Annotated in this window: 15 protein-coding genes; 11 read left to right on the plus strand and 4 right to left on the minus strand. The window is 64.2% G+C overall.

Going from position 1 to position 15,354, the window contains the following annotated elements; genetic code table 11:
• Positions 1-129: 129 nt before the first annotated feature.
• The 6 genes from RY1_RS29965 (at position 130) to RY1_RS13175 (ending at position 4,904) form a co-directional block, all read left to right on the plus strand.
• Positions 130-285 carry a hypothetical protein gene (locus tag RY1_RS29965; RefSeq protein WP_156376391.1) on the plus strand — a complete coding sequence of 52 codons (156 nt, stop codon included), beginning with the start codon at positions 130-132 and terminating at the stop codon, positions 283-285.
• Between the two features lie 67 nt (positions 286-352).
• The gene (locus RY1_RS13155; protein WP_072804001.1) at positions 353-2,008 is read left to right on the plus strand and encodes an NAD(P)/FAD-dependent oxidoreductase; all 1,656 of its coding nucleotides are present in this window, start codon (positions 353-355) and stop codon (positions 2,006-2,008) included.
• Positions 2,005-3,462 carry an ATP-binding protein gene (locus RY1_RS13160; protein WP_072804002.1) on the plus strand — a complete coding sequence of 486 codons (1,458 nt, stop codon included), beginning with the start codon at positions 2,005-2,007 and terminating at the stop codon, positions 3,460-3,462. The genes RY1_RS13155 and RY1_RS13160 overlap by 4 nt, the downstream gene beginning before the upstream one ends.
• A complete protein-coding gene (locus RY1_RS13165; RefSeq protein WP_072804003.1) occupies positions 3,459-3,809 on the plus strand; it encodes a UBP-type zinc finger domain-containing protein in 351 nt (116 codons plus the stop codon). Before RY1_RS13160 ends, RY1_RS13165 begins: the two co-directional genes overlap by 4 nt.
• 1 nt (position 3,810) lies before the next feature.
• Positions 3,811-4,230 carry a DUF1801 domain-containing protein gene (locus RY1_RS13170; protein WP_072804004.1) on the plus strand — a complete coding sequence of 140 codons (420 nt, stop codon included), beginning with the start codon at positions 3,811-3,813 and terminating at the stop codon, positions 4,228-4,230.
• The gene (locus tag RY1_RS13175; RefSeq protein WP_072804005.1) at positions 4,227-4,904 is read left to right on the plus strand and encodes a GOLPH3/VPS74 family protein; all 678 of its coding nucleotides are present in this window, start codon (positions 4,227-4,229) and stop codon (positions 4,902-4,904) included. The genes RY1_RS13170 and RY1_RS13175 overlap by 4 nt, the downstream gene beginning before the upstream one ends.
• Before the next feature lie 13 nt (positions 4,905-4,917).
• Here RY1_RS13175 and RY1_RS13180 read toward each other — a convergent pair whose 3' ends face one another.
• Together RY1_RS13180 and RY1_RS13185 are read right to left on the minus strand one after the other, a co-directional pair.
• The gene (locus RY1_RS13180; RefSeq protein ID WP_072804052.1) at positions 4,918-5,268 is read right to left on the minus strand and encodes a DoxX family protein; all 351 of its coding nucleotides are present in this window, start codon (positions 5,266-5,268) and stop codon (positions 4,918-4,920) included.
• 5 nt (positions 5,269-5,273) lie between these two features.
• On the minus strand, positions 5,274-5,876 hold the full coding sequence (locus tag RY1_RS13185; protein WP_072804006.1) for a malonic semialdehyde reductase: 603 nt from the start codon (positions 5,874-5,876) through the stop codon (positions 5,274-5,276).
• 77 nt (positions 5,877-5,953) lie between these two features.
• Here RY1_RS13185 and RY1_RS13190 point away from each other — a divergent pair, with 77 nt between their 5' ends.
• Positions 5,954-6,301 (plus strand): winged helix-turn-helix transcriptional regulator, encoded by a 348-nt coding sequence (locus RY1_RS13190; protein ID WP_072804007.1) that lies wholly within the window; start codon positions 5,954-5,956, stop codon positions 6,299-6,301.
• 131 nt (positions 6,302-6,432) lie between these two features.
• Here RY1_RS13190 and RY1_RS13195 read toward each other — a convergent pair whose 3' ends face one another.
• The gene (locus RY1_RS13195; protein ID WP_072804008.1) at positions 6,433-8,289 is read right to left on the minus strand and encodes a BCCT family transporter; all 1,857 of its coding nucleotides are present in this window, start codon (positions 8,287-8,289) and stop codon (positions 6,433-6,435) included.
• A 216-nt stretch (positions 8,290-8,505) separates the two neighbouring features.
• Here RY1_RS13195 and RY1_RS13200 point away from each other — a divergent pair, with 216 nt between their 5' ends.
• The 3 genes from RY1_RS13200 (at position 8,506) to ligD (ending at position 12,857) form a co-directional block, all read left to right on the plus strand.
• Positions 8,506-9,381 carry a DMT family transporter gene (locus RY1_RS13200; RefSeq protein WP_072804009.1) on the plus strand — a complete coding sequence of 292 codons (876 nt, stop codon included), beginning with the start codon at positions 8,506-8,508 and terminating at the stop codon, positions 9,379-9,381.
• Positions 9,382-9,605: 224 nt separating this feature from the next.
• Positions 9,606-11,231, plus strand: a complete 1,626-nt coding sequence (groL, locus tag RY1_RS13205; RefSeq protein WP_072804053.1) for a chaperonin GroEL — start codon at positions 9,606-9,608, stop codon at positions 11,229-11,231.
• A gap of 666 nt (positions 11,232-11,897) precedes the next feature.
• Positions 11,898-12,857 carry a non-homologous end-joining DNA ligase gene (gene ligD / locus RY1_RS13210; protein WP_072804010.1) on the plus strand — a complete coding sequence of 320 codons (960 nt, stop codon included), beginning with the start codon at positions 11,898-11,900 and terminating at the stop codon, positions 12,855-12,857.
• Between the two features lie 43 nt (positions 12,858-12,900).
• On the opposite strand, the gene RY1_RS13215 is transcribed toward ligD, so the two are convergent.
• A complete protein-coding gene (locus tag RY1_RS13215; protein ID WP_072804011.1) occupies positions 12,901-13,596 on the minus strand; it encodes a FadR/GntR family transcriptional regulator in 696 nt (231 codons plus the stop codon).
• 280 nt (positions 13,597-13,876) lie between these two features.
• Here RY1_RS13215 and aspA point away from each other — a divergent pair, with 280 nt between their 5' ends.
• Positions 13,877-15,316, plus strand: coding sequence for an aspartate ammonia-lyase (aspA, locus tag RY1_RS13220; protein WP_072804012.1), 1,440 nt, complete (start codon positions 13,877-13,879; stop codon positions 15,314-15,316).
• Positions 15,317-15,354: the final 38 nt, after the last annotated feature.

The raw sequence follows: 15,354 nt of genomic DNA on the forward strand, positions 1-15,354 counted from the left end.
CTACCCGGATCCGCGCGGCGAGAAACACGCCCCGCGCGCCTACGAGCATTACGGTAACGAGAGGCGAACACTGGTCGATACAACGAACGAGAAATCAGGCCAAAACACAGTTGTTCGGAGTGATCGATCGTGAACATCCATTCGATCTTGCGTCGCCCCAGCTCGGGCGTCCCGTTGTTGGAGACCGCGCGCATGAGCGGAAGCCCCCGTAAGTGGCCGAGCGAAAAACTCGAGCGGCTGCTGACCCCCGGTGAAATCGACATGATCAGGCGCGGTCAGATCTGAGACTCGCGCGAAGGCCCGCGAAGAACGGCATAATCGTCAGGTAACTCACTGCCCGTTCTGGAGGGTCATGAAGCCTGCAATTCTCAGCGTCGACGACGACCCGAGTGTATCCCGATCCGTTGCGCGCGACCTTCGCCGTCACTACGGCGAGAAATATCGCATCATCCGAGCCGAGTCCGGTGCACAGGCACTCGATGCGCTCAAAGAACTCAAGCTACGCGGGCAGCCGGTCGCGATCCTGCTGGCCGATTACCGCATGCCGCAGATGAGCGGCATGGAATTTCTCGAGCACGCGATGGATCTGTACCCGCATGCGCGACGCGTACTCCTCACCGCGTACGCCGACACCGATGCCGCGATCGACGCCATCAACGTCATCGATCTCGACTACTACCTCCTCAAGCCATGGGATCCGCCCGAGGAAAAGCTCTACCCCGTGCTCGACGCCCAACTCGAAGCCTGGATGGCCTCGGATCACCGGCCGGTCGAGGAGACCAAGGTCATCGGCCATCGCTGGTCGGCACGGTCGTCCGAGGTCCGTGAATTCCTGGCTCGCAATCAGCTGCCGTATCGCTGGTACATGGCCGACGAACCCGAGGGCGCGAGGCTGCTGACGTCGGCGGGCGTCGACGACACGGAGTGTCCGGTCATCGTGACCTCCGAGGGCAAGGCGTTGTGCGCGCCGACGGATTCCGAACTCGGTGACCATCTCGGTCTGACGACGACTCCGTCGGGCGAGTTCTACGACCTCGTCGTCATCGGCGGCGGACCTGCCGGTCTCGGTGCCGCGCTGTACGGCGCATCGGAAGGACTCCGCACCACGCTGATCGAGCGCACCGCGACGGGAGGCCAGGCGGGACAGAGCTCGCGCATCGAGAACTACCTCGGATTTCCCGACGGCGTCTCCGGTGCGCAGTTGGCCGAGCGTGCGCGGCGCCAAGCGTTGAAGTTCGGCGCCGAAGTGGTGACCACTCAGGATGTCGTGGGTCTCGAGGCCAACGGTTCGGCTCGCACGGTTCGCTTCGCCGACGGCCGCAGCATCGATGCGCAGACGGTGATCTTGTCGACTGGTGTCGCCTATCGGCAGTTGGCGACGCCCGGTATCGAGAACTTCACCGGACGCGGGGTGTTCTACGGTTCGGCGATGACCGAGGCCGCCCGGTGCGCGGAGCAGGACGTCTACATCGTCGGCGGAGCCAACTCGGCCGGTCAGGCTGCGGTGCATCTGGCGCGCGGCGCGAAGTCGGTGACCATCCTGATCAGGGCGAAGTCGCTGGAGGCGTCGATGTCGTTCTACCTGATCAAGCAGATCGAGGAGCATCCGCGGATCACCGTGCGCGCGTGCACCGAAGTGGTCGGGGTCGACGGCGATGATCACCTCGAATCGATCACGCTGCACAACCGAGTGACCGACACCGACGAAACGGTTCCCGCGCAGTACCTCTTCCTGTTCATCGGGGCGGCGCCTCGGACCGACTGGCTCGACGGCTTCGTCGTCCGCGACGAACATGGATTTGTCGTCACCGGCCCCGACCTGGTGGTGGATGGCAAAGGGCCCTCGGGGTGGGATCGCGACAGGCTGCCGCACCACCTGGAGACGAGCGTGCCCGGTGTGTTCGCGGCCGGGGACGTGCGATCCGATTCGGCGAAACGCGTCGCATCGGCGGTAGGAGAGGGAGCGATGGCAGTGATGCTCGTGCACAGATATCTGGCCAACCCATGACCGAGCCGCTGAGCACACGATGCAGCCCGGAGGAGTTGAAGACGCTCTTCCTGTTCGAGCAGCTCACCGACGATCAGCTCGAGAAGCTGTGCCACGAGGGCCATGTCGAAATACTCGAGCCGGGGCCGGTCTTCGCCGAAGGTGAGCCCGCGACGTGTTTCTACGTTCTCATCGAGGGTTCTCTCGTATTGTCCAAACTCTCCGGCGGCGAGGATCTCGTGATCAGCCGTACGTCTCAGCGCGGCGTCTACGCAGGCGCGTGGCAGGCATATCTACGTGATCGTGTGCCGCAGGTGTACCCGAGTTCGATGCGTGTCAGCGAGACGTCGCGGTTCTTCGTGCTCGACGCGGATTGTTTCGCGGACATCATCGCCGAGTGGTTCCCGATGGCACTGCATCTGTTGGAAGGTCTGTTCTTCGGCAACCGCAGCACCAAGCAGATCGTGGAACAGCGGGAGCGCCTGCTGGCACTCGGATCGCTGTCGGCGGGTTTGACGCACGAGCTGAACAACCCTGCAGCAGCGGCGGTTCGGGCGACGTCGGCTCTGCGGGATCGCGTCGCGCACATGCGTCAGAAATTGAAGATGATCGCCAACGGTTCGTTGGATCGCACGTCGCTCACCTCGCTCGTCGGATTACAGGAAGAGGCTGTCGAGCTCGTTGCGAAAGCGCCGAAACTGACGCCACTCGAGGCGTCGGACCGCGAGGACGAGCTCGGTGACTGGTTCGACGACCACGACATCGGGGGCGGGTGGGATCTGGCACCGACCTTCGTGCAGGCCGGACTCGACGTGCCGTGGCTGGAGAAGGTCGTCGCGACGGTCGACGACGCGGGCACTCTCGAAGGCGCCATCCGCTGGCTCAACTACACCGTCGAGACAGAGTTGCTGATGAACGAGATCGCGGACTCGACGACCAGGGTGTCGACTCTTGTCGGTGCGGCCAAACAGTATTCGCAGATGGACCGTGCGCCATATCAGACCGTCGACGTCAGGGAACTTCTCGACAGCACGTTGGTGATGTTGGCGCGCAAGATCGGCGACGACATCGAGGTCGTCAAGGACTACGACGCAGCCGTTCCGCTGATTCCCGCGTACGCCGCCGAGTTGAATCAGGTGTGGACCAACCTGATCGACAATGCGGTGCAGGCCATGGGCGGTGTCGGAACATTGACGGTCCGTACGCTTCTCGACCACGACCAGGTGCAGATCGAGATCGGCGATACCGGCCCCGGTGTTCCCGACGCGATCGTCTCGCGCATCTTCGAGCCGTTCTTCACCACCAAGCCGGTGGGGGAGGGGACAGGCCTCGGTCTCGACATTTCGTGGCGGATCGTCGTCAGGAAGCATCAGGGTGACTTGAACGTCGAATCCGAGCCGGGAAACACGCGCTTCATCGTCCGGCTGCCGGTAGAGCCGGACCAGGCAATCGAAGACACACAGGAGGATCTATGACCGAGCCGATTCCAGGAATCGACACCGAGGTCGCGCCGTCGGGGCCGGGATGTTCGGAGTGTGCGACGAGCAAGGGTTGGTGGTTCCACCTCAGGCGCTGCGCGCAGTGCGGACACATCGGGTGCTGCGACTCGTCGCCGTCGCAACACGCGAGTAAGCATGCCGAGAGTACCGGCCACCAGTTCATCAGGAGCTTCGAACCCGGTGAGACGTGGTACTACAGTTACGCCGACGAACAGATGTACGACGGCCCGGAACTGGCTCCGCCGCAACATCATCCACTGGATCAATCGACGCCTGGCCCGGCCGATCTGGTGCCGTCGAACTGGCAGAAATATCTCAATTGACATGAGCGAGAACAAGACCGGGCCGACCGATGTGGACGTCCGTGGATGGTTGGAGGCCGTGGAGCATCCGGTTCGGCGTGCCGACGGACTCACGTTGCACGAGATGATGTCTCGGATCACCGGCCGTCCGGCCGTCATGTGGGGTCCGTCGATGGTCGGGTTCGGCGAGTACCACTATCGCTACGACAGCGGCCGCGAGGGTGACGCCTTGGCCGTCGGATTCTCGCCGAGAAAGTCCTCGCTCGCGTTGTACGGCCTGACCTACGCGCCGGAGTCGACGTTGCTGCTCGACGCGCTGGGCAAGCACAAGAGGGGGGCGGGCTGCCTGTACGTGAACACGCTCGCCGACGTCGATTCGGCCGTGCTGGAGAACATGATCGAGGTGTCCTACCCGTACGTCGTGGGTACCCTCGGTGTATGACTCTCATCGCGGAGGATGTGTTTCTGCTGCTCCTCGACGACGCAACGGGTAAACCCGTCGTCGACAGCACGAAGTTCCCCCGCGTTCTCGCGGGGGCGTTGGTACTGGAACTGGCCATGATCGGGTCCGTCCGGATCACTGCCGCAGGGGAACAGGTGAAGGACGGACGGGTGGTGGTGGCAGGCCCACCGCCGCCCGATCCGCTGCTGGCGAGGGTGTACGCATTCGTCGGTGGGGAAAAGAATCCGCCGAAGCCGCAGAAGGTCATCGAGAAACTGCAGAAGGGTCTGAACAGGGAGATCGGCGCCCGCCTCACTCGCCAAGGATTCGTCACCGAGAGGCGCGACAAGGTTCTCGGGTTGTTCCCTTCGACCACCTGGCCGACCAGCGATCCGACCCGCAGAAACTGGGCTCGTCAATGGATCGGTAGCGCAGTTGTCGACGGCACGACGCCGACGCCGCAGATCTCGGCTCTCATCTCGTTGATCTCGGCCGTGGACGCCGTGCCGAAGGTGCTTCCCGGTGCCGACAAGAAGGCAGCGAAGAAGCGTGCCAAGGAGATCGCCGAAGGCGACTGGGCGAGCGAGGCGGTGCGCAAGGCGGTTCAGGACGTCAATGCGGCGGTGATGGCCGCGGTGATGGTCCCGGTCATCGTGTCCTCGGCGGGTAGCTGATCGCGGCGAGCGATCAGATGCTGAGCAACCGGAGGACCAGGGCTGCCACCGCGACGAGGGTGAGGAAGGCGGAGGGGCCGGTTCCCTTGGCGTCGTCGACGCGGAGGTGGGCGATGACGGCGCCCACGAAGTAGAGGATCACGCCGATGGCGGCGGCGACGCCGACGGGCCAGACGAACAGGCCGACCACGAGCCCGACAGCACCGAGAATCTCGGCGTACGCGAGCCACGGAATCCTGTCGGTGGGAACACCGACACCCTCGATGGTGGAGACGATCTGGGGATTCTTCGACAGTTTGCCGAACGCGGACACTGACAGTGCTACTGCCAGGAAGATCGAAACGATCAGTGTTGCAATGAACATCGTGTTCAGGCCCAATCCAGTGTGTTGTCGGAATTCAGTCGCGGAAGACGATCGAACCATGGATTCTCACCAGGGTGGCCGATGTTGACCACGAGAATGGACTTCCATGCGCCGTCGGGGAAGAAGTCGGCGTCCAGCGTGTCCTTGTCGAAGCCTGCCATCGGACCGGTGGCCAGTCCGACGGCGCGCGCGGCAAGCAGGAAGTAGCCCGCCTGCAGTGGACCGTTGAACGAGGTTATGGAGTCGTGCAATTCGGCATTGCCGTCGAGTGCGTCCTTCAGTTCGGGCCTGAACGGCAGCAGCGTGGGGATGTGTTTCTGGAACTGGGTGTCGACGGCGAGGATTGCCGTCACCGGCGCCGTTTCGGTCTTGGCGACGTTCCCCTCGCCCATGTGGCTAAGCAGGCGAGCTCGCCCTTCCTCGGTGCGCACGAAGACGACGCGCAGTGGCTGGGTGTTCGCCGCGGTGGGAGGCCATTTCGCGAGATCCCAGATGGAGGCGAGCTCCGCGTCGGTGACGGGTGTCGACGAGAACGAGTTGGCCGTGCGGGCGCCGGTGAACAGCGTCGCGAGCGCGGTCTCGTCGAGTCGGGGCAGTGCAGCAGTCACTGTATTCTCCTTTTCTGAAGCAGCTAGTAAAAACGAAGTAGCAAGGTGGACAGTAGCACCATCGGTACGATGGTGGAATGACCAGTGGTGAGGTACACGATCAGCGGGCCTGCGACGGTGCGCTCGCTCGTGCGTTCGGCTTTCTCGGCAAACGCTGGAACGGCATCATCCTCGCGACACTGCTGAACGGCCCGGCTGGTTTCTCCGACCTCCGACGCGCGGTGACCGGCATCAGTGACTCGGTGTTGTCCGAGCGTCTGAGCGAGCTGGGGCGGGCAGGGTTGATCGACCGCAACGTCGACAACGGCCCGCCGATTTCGGTCGAGTACCGGCTCACGGCGTCGGGCCAGGCGTTGCTTCCCGCACTCAACGAATTGACGATCTGGGCCGAGGCCAATCTCCCGCCGAGCGAGTGCGCCGAGTAGCTGTCGGCGTCAGCCAGGTGCCGGGAACGACAAGCGAGGTGCCGGGAACGACAAGCGAGGTACCAGGCACGAAAAAGGGGCCCGTCCGCGAGACGGGCCCCTTCACTTCTGTCTGTTACGAGCTTTCTGTGTTACGAGTTGGCCTGCGCCTGACCCTCGTGGGAATCCGCGAACTCCTGCGTGTCGAAGACTTCGCCGCCCAGCGGGTCGACAAGCCCTTCACCTTCGGAGTATTCGACTGCGCCGGTCTCCGGGTCGACCTCGATCGACTCGGCCCCGACCTCGTGCACAGCGAGGACGACGGCGCCTTCGGTCGGGGTCGCCAGGCCGACCTGTGACGGGCCCAGCCCCGAGAACGTAGACGAGATACCCGCACCGCGGCGGCGTCTCGGGGCCTGTCCCGGCTCCCCTGCGGCCGTGGGGGTGTGCGTGACTCGGACGTATCGCGGTGTCGTGGCGACGTCGTAGCGGAACGCTTTGAGCATCGAGATGCACGCCAGCACAAGGATTATCGAGAACGGGACAGCCGTCGCGATCGACATCGTCTGTAACGCAGTCAATGAACCGGTGCCGCCGACGAGGAGCAGCACCGTTGCGGCCGTGCCTTCCAGGATCGACCAGTACACGCGGGTGATCTTCGGAGGTTCCAGATCACCGCCGGTGGAGAGGATGTCGATGACGAGCGAGCCCGAGTCCGAGGACGTGACGAAGAAGAAGACGATGACGAAGATCGCGAGAACACTACTGATCGTGGCGAGCGGAAGGCCGTCGAGCAGCTGGAACAGGCTCGTGTTGGTGTCGACGGCGCCGTCGACGAGCAGGTCGCCCTGCTCGCGTTGGCGAAGGATGCCTGCGTCACCGAAGATGGTGAACCACAACGATCCGATGATCGTCGGTGCCAACAGCACGCCGAAGACGAACTCGCGGATCGTGCGGCCGCGAGAGATGCGAGCGATGAACATGCCGACGAACGGAGCCCAACTCATCCACCATCCCCAGTAGAAGATGGTCCACGACCCCGCCCAACCGTCGTCGGCGAAAGGTGAAGTGCGGAGCATCAACTCGGGCATCGCCTGGATGTAGCCGCCGAGGTTCTGCACCCACGACTGCATGAGGAACAACGTCGGGCCTGCGACGAGCACGAACACCGCGAGCCCGGCAGCCAGGGCCATGTTGATGTTGGAGAGCCACTTGAGGCCCTTGGAGACGCCGGAGACGACGGAATACGTCGCGAGGCCGGTGATCCCTGCGATCAGAAGAACGGTGAGCCAGTTGTTCGTCTCCACCCAACCCAGGTAGGACAGTCCGGCCGAGATCTGTTGGACGCCGAAGCCGAGTGACGTCGCGACGCCGAACAGAGTGCCGATGATGGCGACGGCGTCGATCGTGTGGCCGATGCCACCTTCGATGCGTTTGCGGCCGAGCAACGGTTCGAGTAACCACCGGACGGACAACGGTCGACCCTTGCGGTACGTCATGTAGGCGAGACCGAGGCCGACCACCACGTAGATCGCCCACGCATGCAGTCCCCAGTGGAAGAGCGTCAGTTCCATCGCCTGGTTCGCCGCGGCATCCGTCGACCCGGCGACACCGCCCGCCTCGGGTGGAATCACATAGTGCGACAGAGGTTCTGCGACGCCGTAGAACACGAGGCCGATGCCCATCCCGGCGCTGAACAGCATGGCGAACCACGACAGGACGCCGAATTCGGGCTTCTCGTCGTCGCGGCCGAGTCTGATGTTGCCGACGCGGCTGACCCCGCAATAGACGGCGAACACGACGAATCCCGTGGTGGCGAGGATGTACCACCAGCCGACACCATCGGTGATCGCGGTGTTGAGCGAGGTGAATGCGTCGGCTGCGGTCGAGGAGTAGATCACCGAGAACGCGATCATCACGAAGATGACGATGGATGCGGGGATGAAGACAGGTTTGCGAAGCCCGTCCCACGCTTCTTTCACGGGGTTGGGCTTCTTGTCGGGATTCACTGAGAGCTTCCGTCCTCACAAATTTCGTATACGAATCGTGGACGGCCGCCGATGCCGGTCGCTACCGTGCTGGACCGACCACTCTCGGTTTCTCGTGCGTTTCCATAAATTTGGTCAAGTGTCGGTAAACACCCTAACCGACCGTCGCAGGGCACGCGAACCGGTGCGCGAGCTACGACTCGCCCAGCAGGTGTCCGGCCATTACAGTTTTGGTTCGTGCCGCAAACTTTCGTCGTGGTGGTCCTGGCGCTGGGTGCCGCTCTGTGTATCGCGATCGGAACGGTGATCCGCCAGCGCACCGCAGCCCAGGTTCCGGAAGAACAGATAGGGGCCCTCGGTCCCATCACCACTCTCGTGAAGCAGCCGGTGTGGTGGATCGGAACGGTCGTCGGAATCGGCGGGTACGCACTGCAGGCCGCGGCGCTCGGGCTCGGTTCGCTGTTGCTGGTTCAGCCGCTGCTCGTTCTGTCCCTGTTGTTCGCGCTTCCGCTCGGCGCACGCTTCTCCCACCGTGCGATCTCGACGGCCGAATGGATATGGGCCGCTGCGCTGACGGCGTCGGTGGCGATTCTTGTCGTCGTCGGGGATCCGAAACCCGGAATCGAACGGGCCGAAGCGCGGCACTGGGCGGTGATCTGCCTGATCGGCATTCCCTTCGTCGCGGTATGCGTCCTGGCCGCGAGGCGAAGCAGCGGAACCAGGAAAGCACTGTTGCTCGGAATGGCCGGTGGCGCCCTGTTCGGTGTGGCCGCAGTGCTGACCAAGGGCGTCGTTCATCTGGTCTCGCGCGGGGTGGTTCCGCTGCTGACGTCGGTCGAGTTGTACGCGCTCATCGCCGTCGCCGTGTGTGCGATTTCGTTGCAACAATCGGCCTTCCAAGCAGGTGCACTGCAAGCCTCGCTTCCCGCGACGACGGTGATGGAACCGGTCGTGGCGTCGGCGCTCGGATTCCTCGTGTTGGGGGAGTATCTCGATGCGGATCGCGACGTCGGCGTAGTACTCGTCGTCGCGACGATCGCGATGATCGCCGCCACGGTTGCGCTTGCCCGCTCGTCCGCGAACGACGAGCCTCAGGTTTCGATACCGACCTGATCGCCCCTGATGCGTCCGCCGAAGACGTGACGGACGTCCCCGCACGAGCGCTCGACCTTGCACTCGCCATGGTCGAGTGCTAGAAATGCAGTTGGCACTCGCGATACGTGAGTGCCAGGTCGGGAAACGGTGAGGCTGGGAATCAACGACACCCCTGGTCGTCCGTCGCGGGCACCGAGCTCGGCCAGCACCGTGTCACCCCCAATCCGGAGGATCACTTCGCAATGGCCAAGATCATCGCGTTCGACGAAGAGGCACGCCGTGGCCTCGAGCGAGGCCTCAACGCCCTCGCCGACGCAGTAAAGGTGACGTTGGGCCCCAAGGGTCGCAACGTCGTGCTCGAGAAGAAGTGGGGAGCTCCCACGATCACCAACGATGGTGTTTCCATCGCCAAGGAGATCGAGCTCGAAGATCCCTACGAGAAGATCGGTGCCGAGCTCGTCAAGGAGGTCGCCAAGAAGACCGACGACGTCGCAGGCGACGGCACCACCACCGCTACCGTTCTCGCCCAGGCACTGGTTCGTGAAGGCCTGCGCAACGTCGCAGCCGGCGCAAACCCGCTCGGCCTCAAGCGCGGCATCGAGAAGGCTGTTGCAGCCGTCACCGAGTCGCTGCTGGCTTCCGCCAAGGAGATCGACACCAAGGAGCAGATCGCTGCTACCGCTGGCATCTCCGCAGGCGACGCGTCCATCGGCGAGCTCATCGCCGAGGCAATGGACAAGGTCGGCAAGGAAGGCGTCATCACGGTCGAGGAGTCCAACACCTTCGGCCTGCAGCTCGAGCTCACCGAGGGCATGCGCTTCGACAAGGGCTACATCTCGGCGTACTTCGCCACCGATGCAGAGCGTCAGGAAGCCGTCCTCGAAGACGCGTACATCCTGCTCGTCAGCTCGAAGATCAGCACCGTCAAGGACCTGCTGCCCCTGCTGGAGAAGGTCATCCAGTCCGGCAAGCCGCTCCTGATCATCGCCGAGGACGTCGAGGGCGAAGCTCTCTCCACCCTCGTGGTGAACAAGATCCGTGGCACCTTCAAGTCCGTCGCCGTCAAGGCTCCCGGATTCGGTGACCGTCGCAAGGCTCAGCTCGCCGACATCGCCATCCTCACGGGCGGCGAGGTCATCAGCGAAGAGGTCGGCCTCTCCTTGGAGACCGCCGGACTCGAGCTGCTCGGCCAGGCACGCAAGGTCGTCATCACCAAGGACGAGACCACCATCGTCGAGGGCTCGGGCGACTCCGACGCCATCGCCGGACGCGTCAGCCAGATCCGCGCCGAGATCGAGAACTCCGATTCCGATTACGACCGCGAGAAGCTGCAGGAGCGCCTGGCCAAGCTGGCCGGTGGCGTCGCAGTCATCAAGGCCGGAGCAGCGACCGAGGTCGAGCTCAAGGAGCGCAAGCACCGCATCGAAGATGCAGTGCGTAACGCCAAGGCTGCCGTCGAAGAGGGCATCGTTGCCGGTGGTGGCGTCGCGCTGCTGCAGGCTTCGCCCGCACTCGACTCGCTCAAGCTGGACGGCGACGAGGCAACCGGCGTGAACATCGTTCGCGTCGCCCTCGAAGCACCGCTCAAGCAGATCGCGTTCAACGCGGGCCTCGAGCCCGGCGTCGTCGCAGAGAAGGTCCGCAACCTCCCGTCCGGCCACGGCCTCAACGCCGCGACCAACGAGTACGAGGACCTGCTCGCTGCAGGCATCAACGACCCGGTCAAGGTCACCCGCTCGGCACTGCAGAACGCAGCGTCCATTGCGGCTCTGTTCCTGACCACCGAGGCCGTCGTCGCCGACAAGCCCGAGAAGGCCGGAGCGCCCGCTGGCGATCCGACCGGTGGCATGGGCGGCATGGACTTCTGAGTCCGTTCCCCTAGCTGCAGAGGCCCGGCTCCACTTCCGTGGGGTCGGGCTTTTTCGTGCCTCGAATCGTATGTGTGGGGTGGTGATCGCGCCCGGTGGTGATCGCGCGCGGTGGTGATCGCGCGCGGTGGTGATCGAATGACTCATTCGGTCACGCGGACGTTCCCCCGCGCAGGTTTCAGCGGCTGCGCAGGTTGCAAGGTGTGCGTTGGCTGGAGGGTGCGCGGAACGGGTGCGGACGTTCCCCCGCGCGGGTTTCAGCGGTTGCGCAGGTTGCAAGGTGTGCGTTGGCTGGAGGGTGCGCGGAATGGGTGCGGACGTTCCCCTCGCGCGGGTTTCAGTGGCTGTGCAGGTTGCAAGGTGTGCGTTGGCTGGGGGGTGCGCGGAATGGGTGCGGACGTTCCCCTCGCGCGGGTTTCAGCGGCTGCGCAGGTTGCAAGGTGTGCGTTGGCTGGGGGGTGCGCGGAATGGGTGCGGACGTTCCCTCGCGCGGGTTTCTGCGGCTGCGCAGGTTGCAAGGTGCGCGTTGGCTGGAGGGTGCGCGGAATGGGTGCGGACGTTCCCCTGCGAGGGTTTCAGCGGCTGCGCAGGTTGCAAGGTGCGCGTTGGCTGGAGGGTGCGCGGAACGAGTGGCTACTTCCGAGACTCCCGCTACGCTCAGGCGGTATGGCAGCCCGTGCAGCGACTCCGGCAATCGAACTCGAGGTGGGCGGGCGCACGGTGCGCATCTCCAACCCCGATCGGGTGTACTTCCCCGAAAGTGGTGCGACGAAGCTCGATCTGGTCAACTACTACGTGAGCGTCGGCGACGGCATCGTCCGCGCGCTGCGGGAGCGGCCGTGCATGATGCACCGCTTTCCGAAGGGGCTTGCCGGCGACAAGGTGCACCAGAAGCGCGTGCCGAACGGGGCGCCGCCGTGGCTCGATACCGTCCGCGTGACGTTCCCGCGCTACAACCGAACCGCCGACGAACTGTGTGTCACCGAGCTTGCGCACGTCGCGTGGGCGGTGCAGATGTCGACCGTCGAGTTCCATCCCTGGAACTCCCGGCGCGCCGACGTCGAGAGTCCCGACGAGTGGCGTATCGACCTCGATCCCATGCCGGACTGCCCGTTCGACCGGGTGCGGCGCGTCGCAGGAGTCGTGCACGAGGTCCTCGACGACATCGGTGCAGTGGGGTGGCCGAAAACCTCGGGTGGACACGGACTTCACATCTACGTGCGCATCGAACCGGCGTACGGATTCAAGGATGTGCGAAGGGCCGCACTCGCTTTCGCACGGGAAGTGGAGCGTCGTGCACCCGAGGACGTGACGACGACGTGGTGGCGCAAGGACCGCGACCCTAAGAAACTGTTCGTCGATTACAACCAGAACGCACGAGACCACACCATCGCCAGCGCCTATTCCGTGCGCGGCAATCAGGAAGCAACCGTGTCGACGCCGATTTCCTGGGACGAGGTGGCGAACGTGGATCCGCACGAGTTCACGATCTTCACCGTTCCGAAGCGATTCGAAAAGCTGGGGGATCTGCACGCGGGCATCGACGACGCCGTGTTCTCGCTCGACCCACTGCTCGAGTGGGCCGAACGAGATGAGAGGGAGGGCCTCAGCGAACCCGAGGACTGAAGGCTGCGGCTAGCTACTGAGTGAGACTAGAGGCTGAGTGGGACTAGCTGCTGAGTGATTTGACGGCTCCGCGGACGGCATCGAGGTGCGCGGCCATGGCGTCGGCGGCCTGTTGGTACTGCCCAGAACGAATGCCCGCGACGATGAGGTCGTGCTCGTCGTTGGACTTCTGCTGGCGTCGGGCTACGAGGTTGAGGGTTTCGGACTGGCGGGTCAGCGCGCCCCGGATGTCGACGATGATCGCCTCGAAGACGCGGTTCTTGCTGGCGCGAGCGATGGCGGTGTGGAATTGGCCGTCGAGAGCGACCCAGGCCAGGTGGTCGTCTTCGAGGCGCATCTCGTCGGTGAGGCCCTCGAGGATCTGGAGGTCCTCCTCGGTCCGGCGTTCCGCCGCCCACCCGGCCGACGGTATTTCGACGTGCGGGCGCGCCTCCTGGAGCTCGCGGGCGTCGTAGTTGCCGATGTCCAGGTCGCCGGTGACACGATCTCGGACGACGAATGTTCCTCGGCCCGTTTTGGTTTCGGTCAGACCAAGCGCGGTGCACGAGCGCAGCGCTTCACGGATGACCGATCGCGACACTCCGTGCCGTGTGGCAAGGGCGGCCTCCGCGGGGAGCTTCGAGCCGATTGCCAGTTGACCGGAGACGATCGCGTCGCGCAGATCGGCGAAGACCGCTTCGGCGGCGCTCATTCTCATGGCGGTCGGCTGACTGACCGCCCAGCTGTCCGACAGGTTCATGTCTGGATCGTCCTCTTCCGCTGGTTCGACAGTCAAGCGGCAGGAGTGGAGCCTGCGGAATGACCGGGTGGGCGGGAGTGGAGTCTGCGGAATGACCGGGTGGGCGGGAGTGGAGTCTGCGGAATGACCGGGTGGGCGGGAGTGGAGCCCGCGGAATGACCGGGTGGGCAGGAGTGGAGCCTGCGGAATGACCGGATAGTGAGGCTTGACGGTCGACGTGTCTTGCTTCACACTCAAACCTGTCAGACAGCCGGACAGCCGGATATATAAGGAGCATGCAGTGGTCGTCACCCGTGTCGAGAAGGACCTCCTCGGCGAACGCGAGATCCCAGGCAACGTCTACTGGGGCATCCACACCCTGCGTGCACTGGAGAACTTCCCGATCACCGGCCGCCCCATCTCCACGAACGGCCACCTCATCCGGGGTCTCGCCGCCGTCAAGTGGGCGGCGGCGGCGGCCAACGAAGAACTCGGCATCCTCGACGCCACGCGCGGCGAGGCCATCCGTCAGGCGTGCCAGGAGATTCTCGACGGGGAGTGGCACGACCAATTCGTCGTCGACGTCATCCAGGGCGGCGCGGGCACCTCGACCAACATGAACGCCAACGAGGTGATCGCCAACCGTGCGCTCGAGATCCTCGGCCACGGCCGCGGCGACTACAGCCACGTGCATCCGAACGAGCATGTCAACGCCAGTCAGTCGACCAACGACGTCTACCCGACGGCCGTCAACATCGCCACGATCTTCGCCATCCATGAATTGATCGACTGCCTGAAATTCCTGCGCGACGCGTTCGGCCGCAAGGCAACCGAGTTCGCCACCGTCGTGAAGATGGGTCGTACGCAACTGCAGGACGCGGTGCCGATGACGCTCGGTCAGGAGTTCGGAACGTACGCGATCATGATCGACGAGGACTGCTCTCGGCTCGACGAGGCGGCGCTGCTGGTGCACGAGATCAACCTCGGCGCAACGGCAATCGGGACGGGGCTCAATGCTCCCGTCGGGTACACGGCGTCGGCCGTCGAGCATCTACGGCGCAAGACCGGCCTGCCGCTCGTCACTGCGACCGATCTGATCGAGGCGACACAGGACGTCGGTCAGTTCGTCCACTTGTCGGGGGTGCTCAAGCGTGTTGCAGTGAAGCTGTCGAAGATCTGCAACGACCTTCGCCTGCTGTCCTCGGGGCCGCGTGCGGGACTGAACGAGATTAATCTTCCTCCCATGCAAGCAGGTTCGTCGATCATGCCGGGCAAGGTCAACCCGGTGATCCCCGAAGTGCTGAACCAGGTCGCGTACGAGGTCATCGGTCACGACGTCACCATCACGATGGCCGCCGAGGCAGGTCAGTTGCAGCTCAACGCATTCGAGCCGATCATCGTCAAATCGTTGTCCGAGGGCATGGCCCACCTCGGTGCCGCCTGCCGAACCGTCGCGAGTCGGTGCGTGGACGGCATCACCGCCAATGTCGACCTGCTGCGTGATCGCGTCGAGAATTCCATCGGCCTCGTCACCGCGCTGAGTCCGTATCTCGGCTACGTCGAGTCCACGGCGATCGCGAAGGAAGCCCTTCTGACCGGCCGCAACGTCGTCGACCTCGTGCTCGAGAAGAAACTGCTCGCCCGCGACGAGCTGGATCGACTGCTGAGCCCCGAGCATCTCGCCAATCTCCGCGTCGCGCCCACCGAGCATGCCGACGCTCCCGCAACTTCGACAAGGTAGGCATCCATGACCGTCGACAACACCCCGAGAACTACAGG

It is taken from the genome of Rhodococcus yunnanensis NBRC 103083 (genome assembly GCF_001895005.1).
GTDB classification, from domain to species: Bacteria; Actinomycetota; Actinomycetes; order Mycobacteriales; family Mycobacteriaceae; genus Rhodococcoides; species Rhodococcoides yunnanense.

Coding starts and splice junctions, on each gene's coding strand:
- groL (WP_072804053.1), top strand. CDS start 9,606: ATGGCCAAGATCATCGCGTTCGACGAAGAGGCACGCCGTGGCCTCGAG.
- RY1_RS13190 (WP_072804007.1), top strand. CDS start 5,954: ATGACCAGTGGTGAGGTACACGATCAGCGGGCCTGCGACGGTGCGCTC.
- RY1_RS13165 (WP_072804003.1), top strand. CDS start 3,459: ATGACCGAGCCGATTCCAGGAATCGACACCGAGGTCGCGCCGTCGGGG.
- RY1_RS13175 (WP_072804005.1), top strand. CDS start 4,227: ATGACTCTCATCGCGGAGGATGTGTTTCTGCTGCTCCTCGACGACGCA.
- RY1_RS13180 (WP_072804052.1), bottom strand. CDS start 5,268: ATGTTCATTGCAACACTGATCGTTTCGATCTTCCTGGCAGTAGCACTG.
- RY1_RS13215 (WP_072804011.1), bottom strand. CDS start 13,596: ATGAACCTGTCGGACAGCTGGGCGGTCAGTCAGCCGACCGCCATGAGA.
- RY1_RS13170 (WP_072804004.1), top strand. CDS start 3,811: ATGAGCGAGAACAAGACCGGGCCGACCGATGTGGACGTCCGTGGATGG.
- RY1_RS13160 (WP_072804002.1), top strand. CDS start 2,005: ATGACCGAGCCGCTGAGCACACGATGCAGCCCGGAGGAGTTGAAGACG.
- ligD (WP_072804010.1), top strand. CDS start 11,898: ATGGCAGCCCGTGCAGCGACTCCGGCAATCGAACTCGAGGTGGGCGGG.
- RY1_RS13155 (WP_072804001.1), top strand. CDS start 353: ATGAAGCCTGCAATTCTCAGCGTCGACGACGACCCGAGTGTATCCCGA.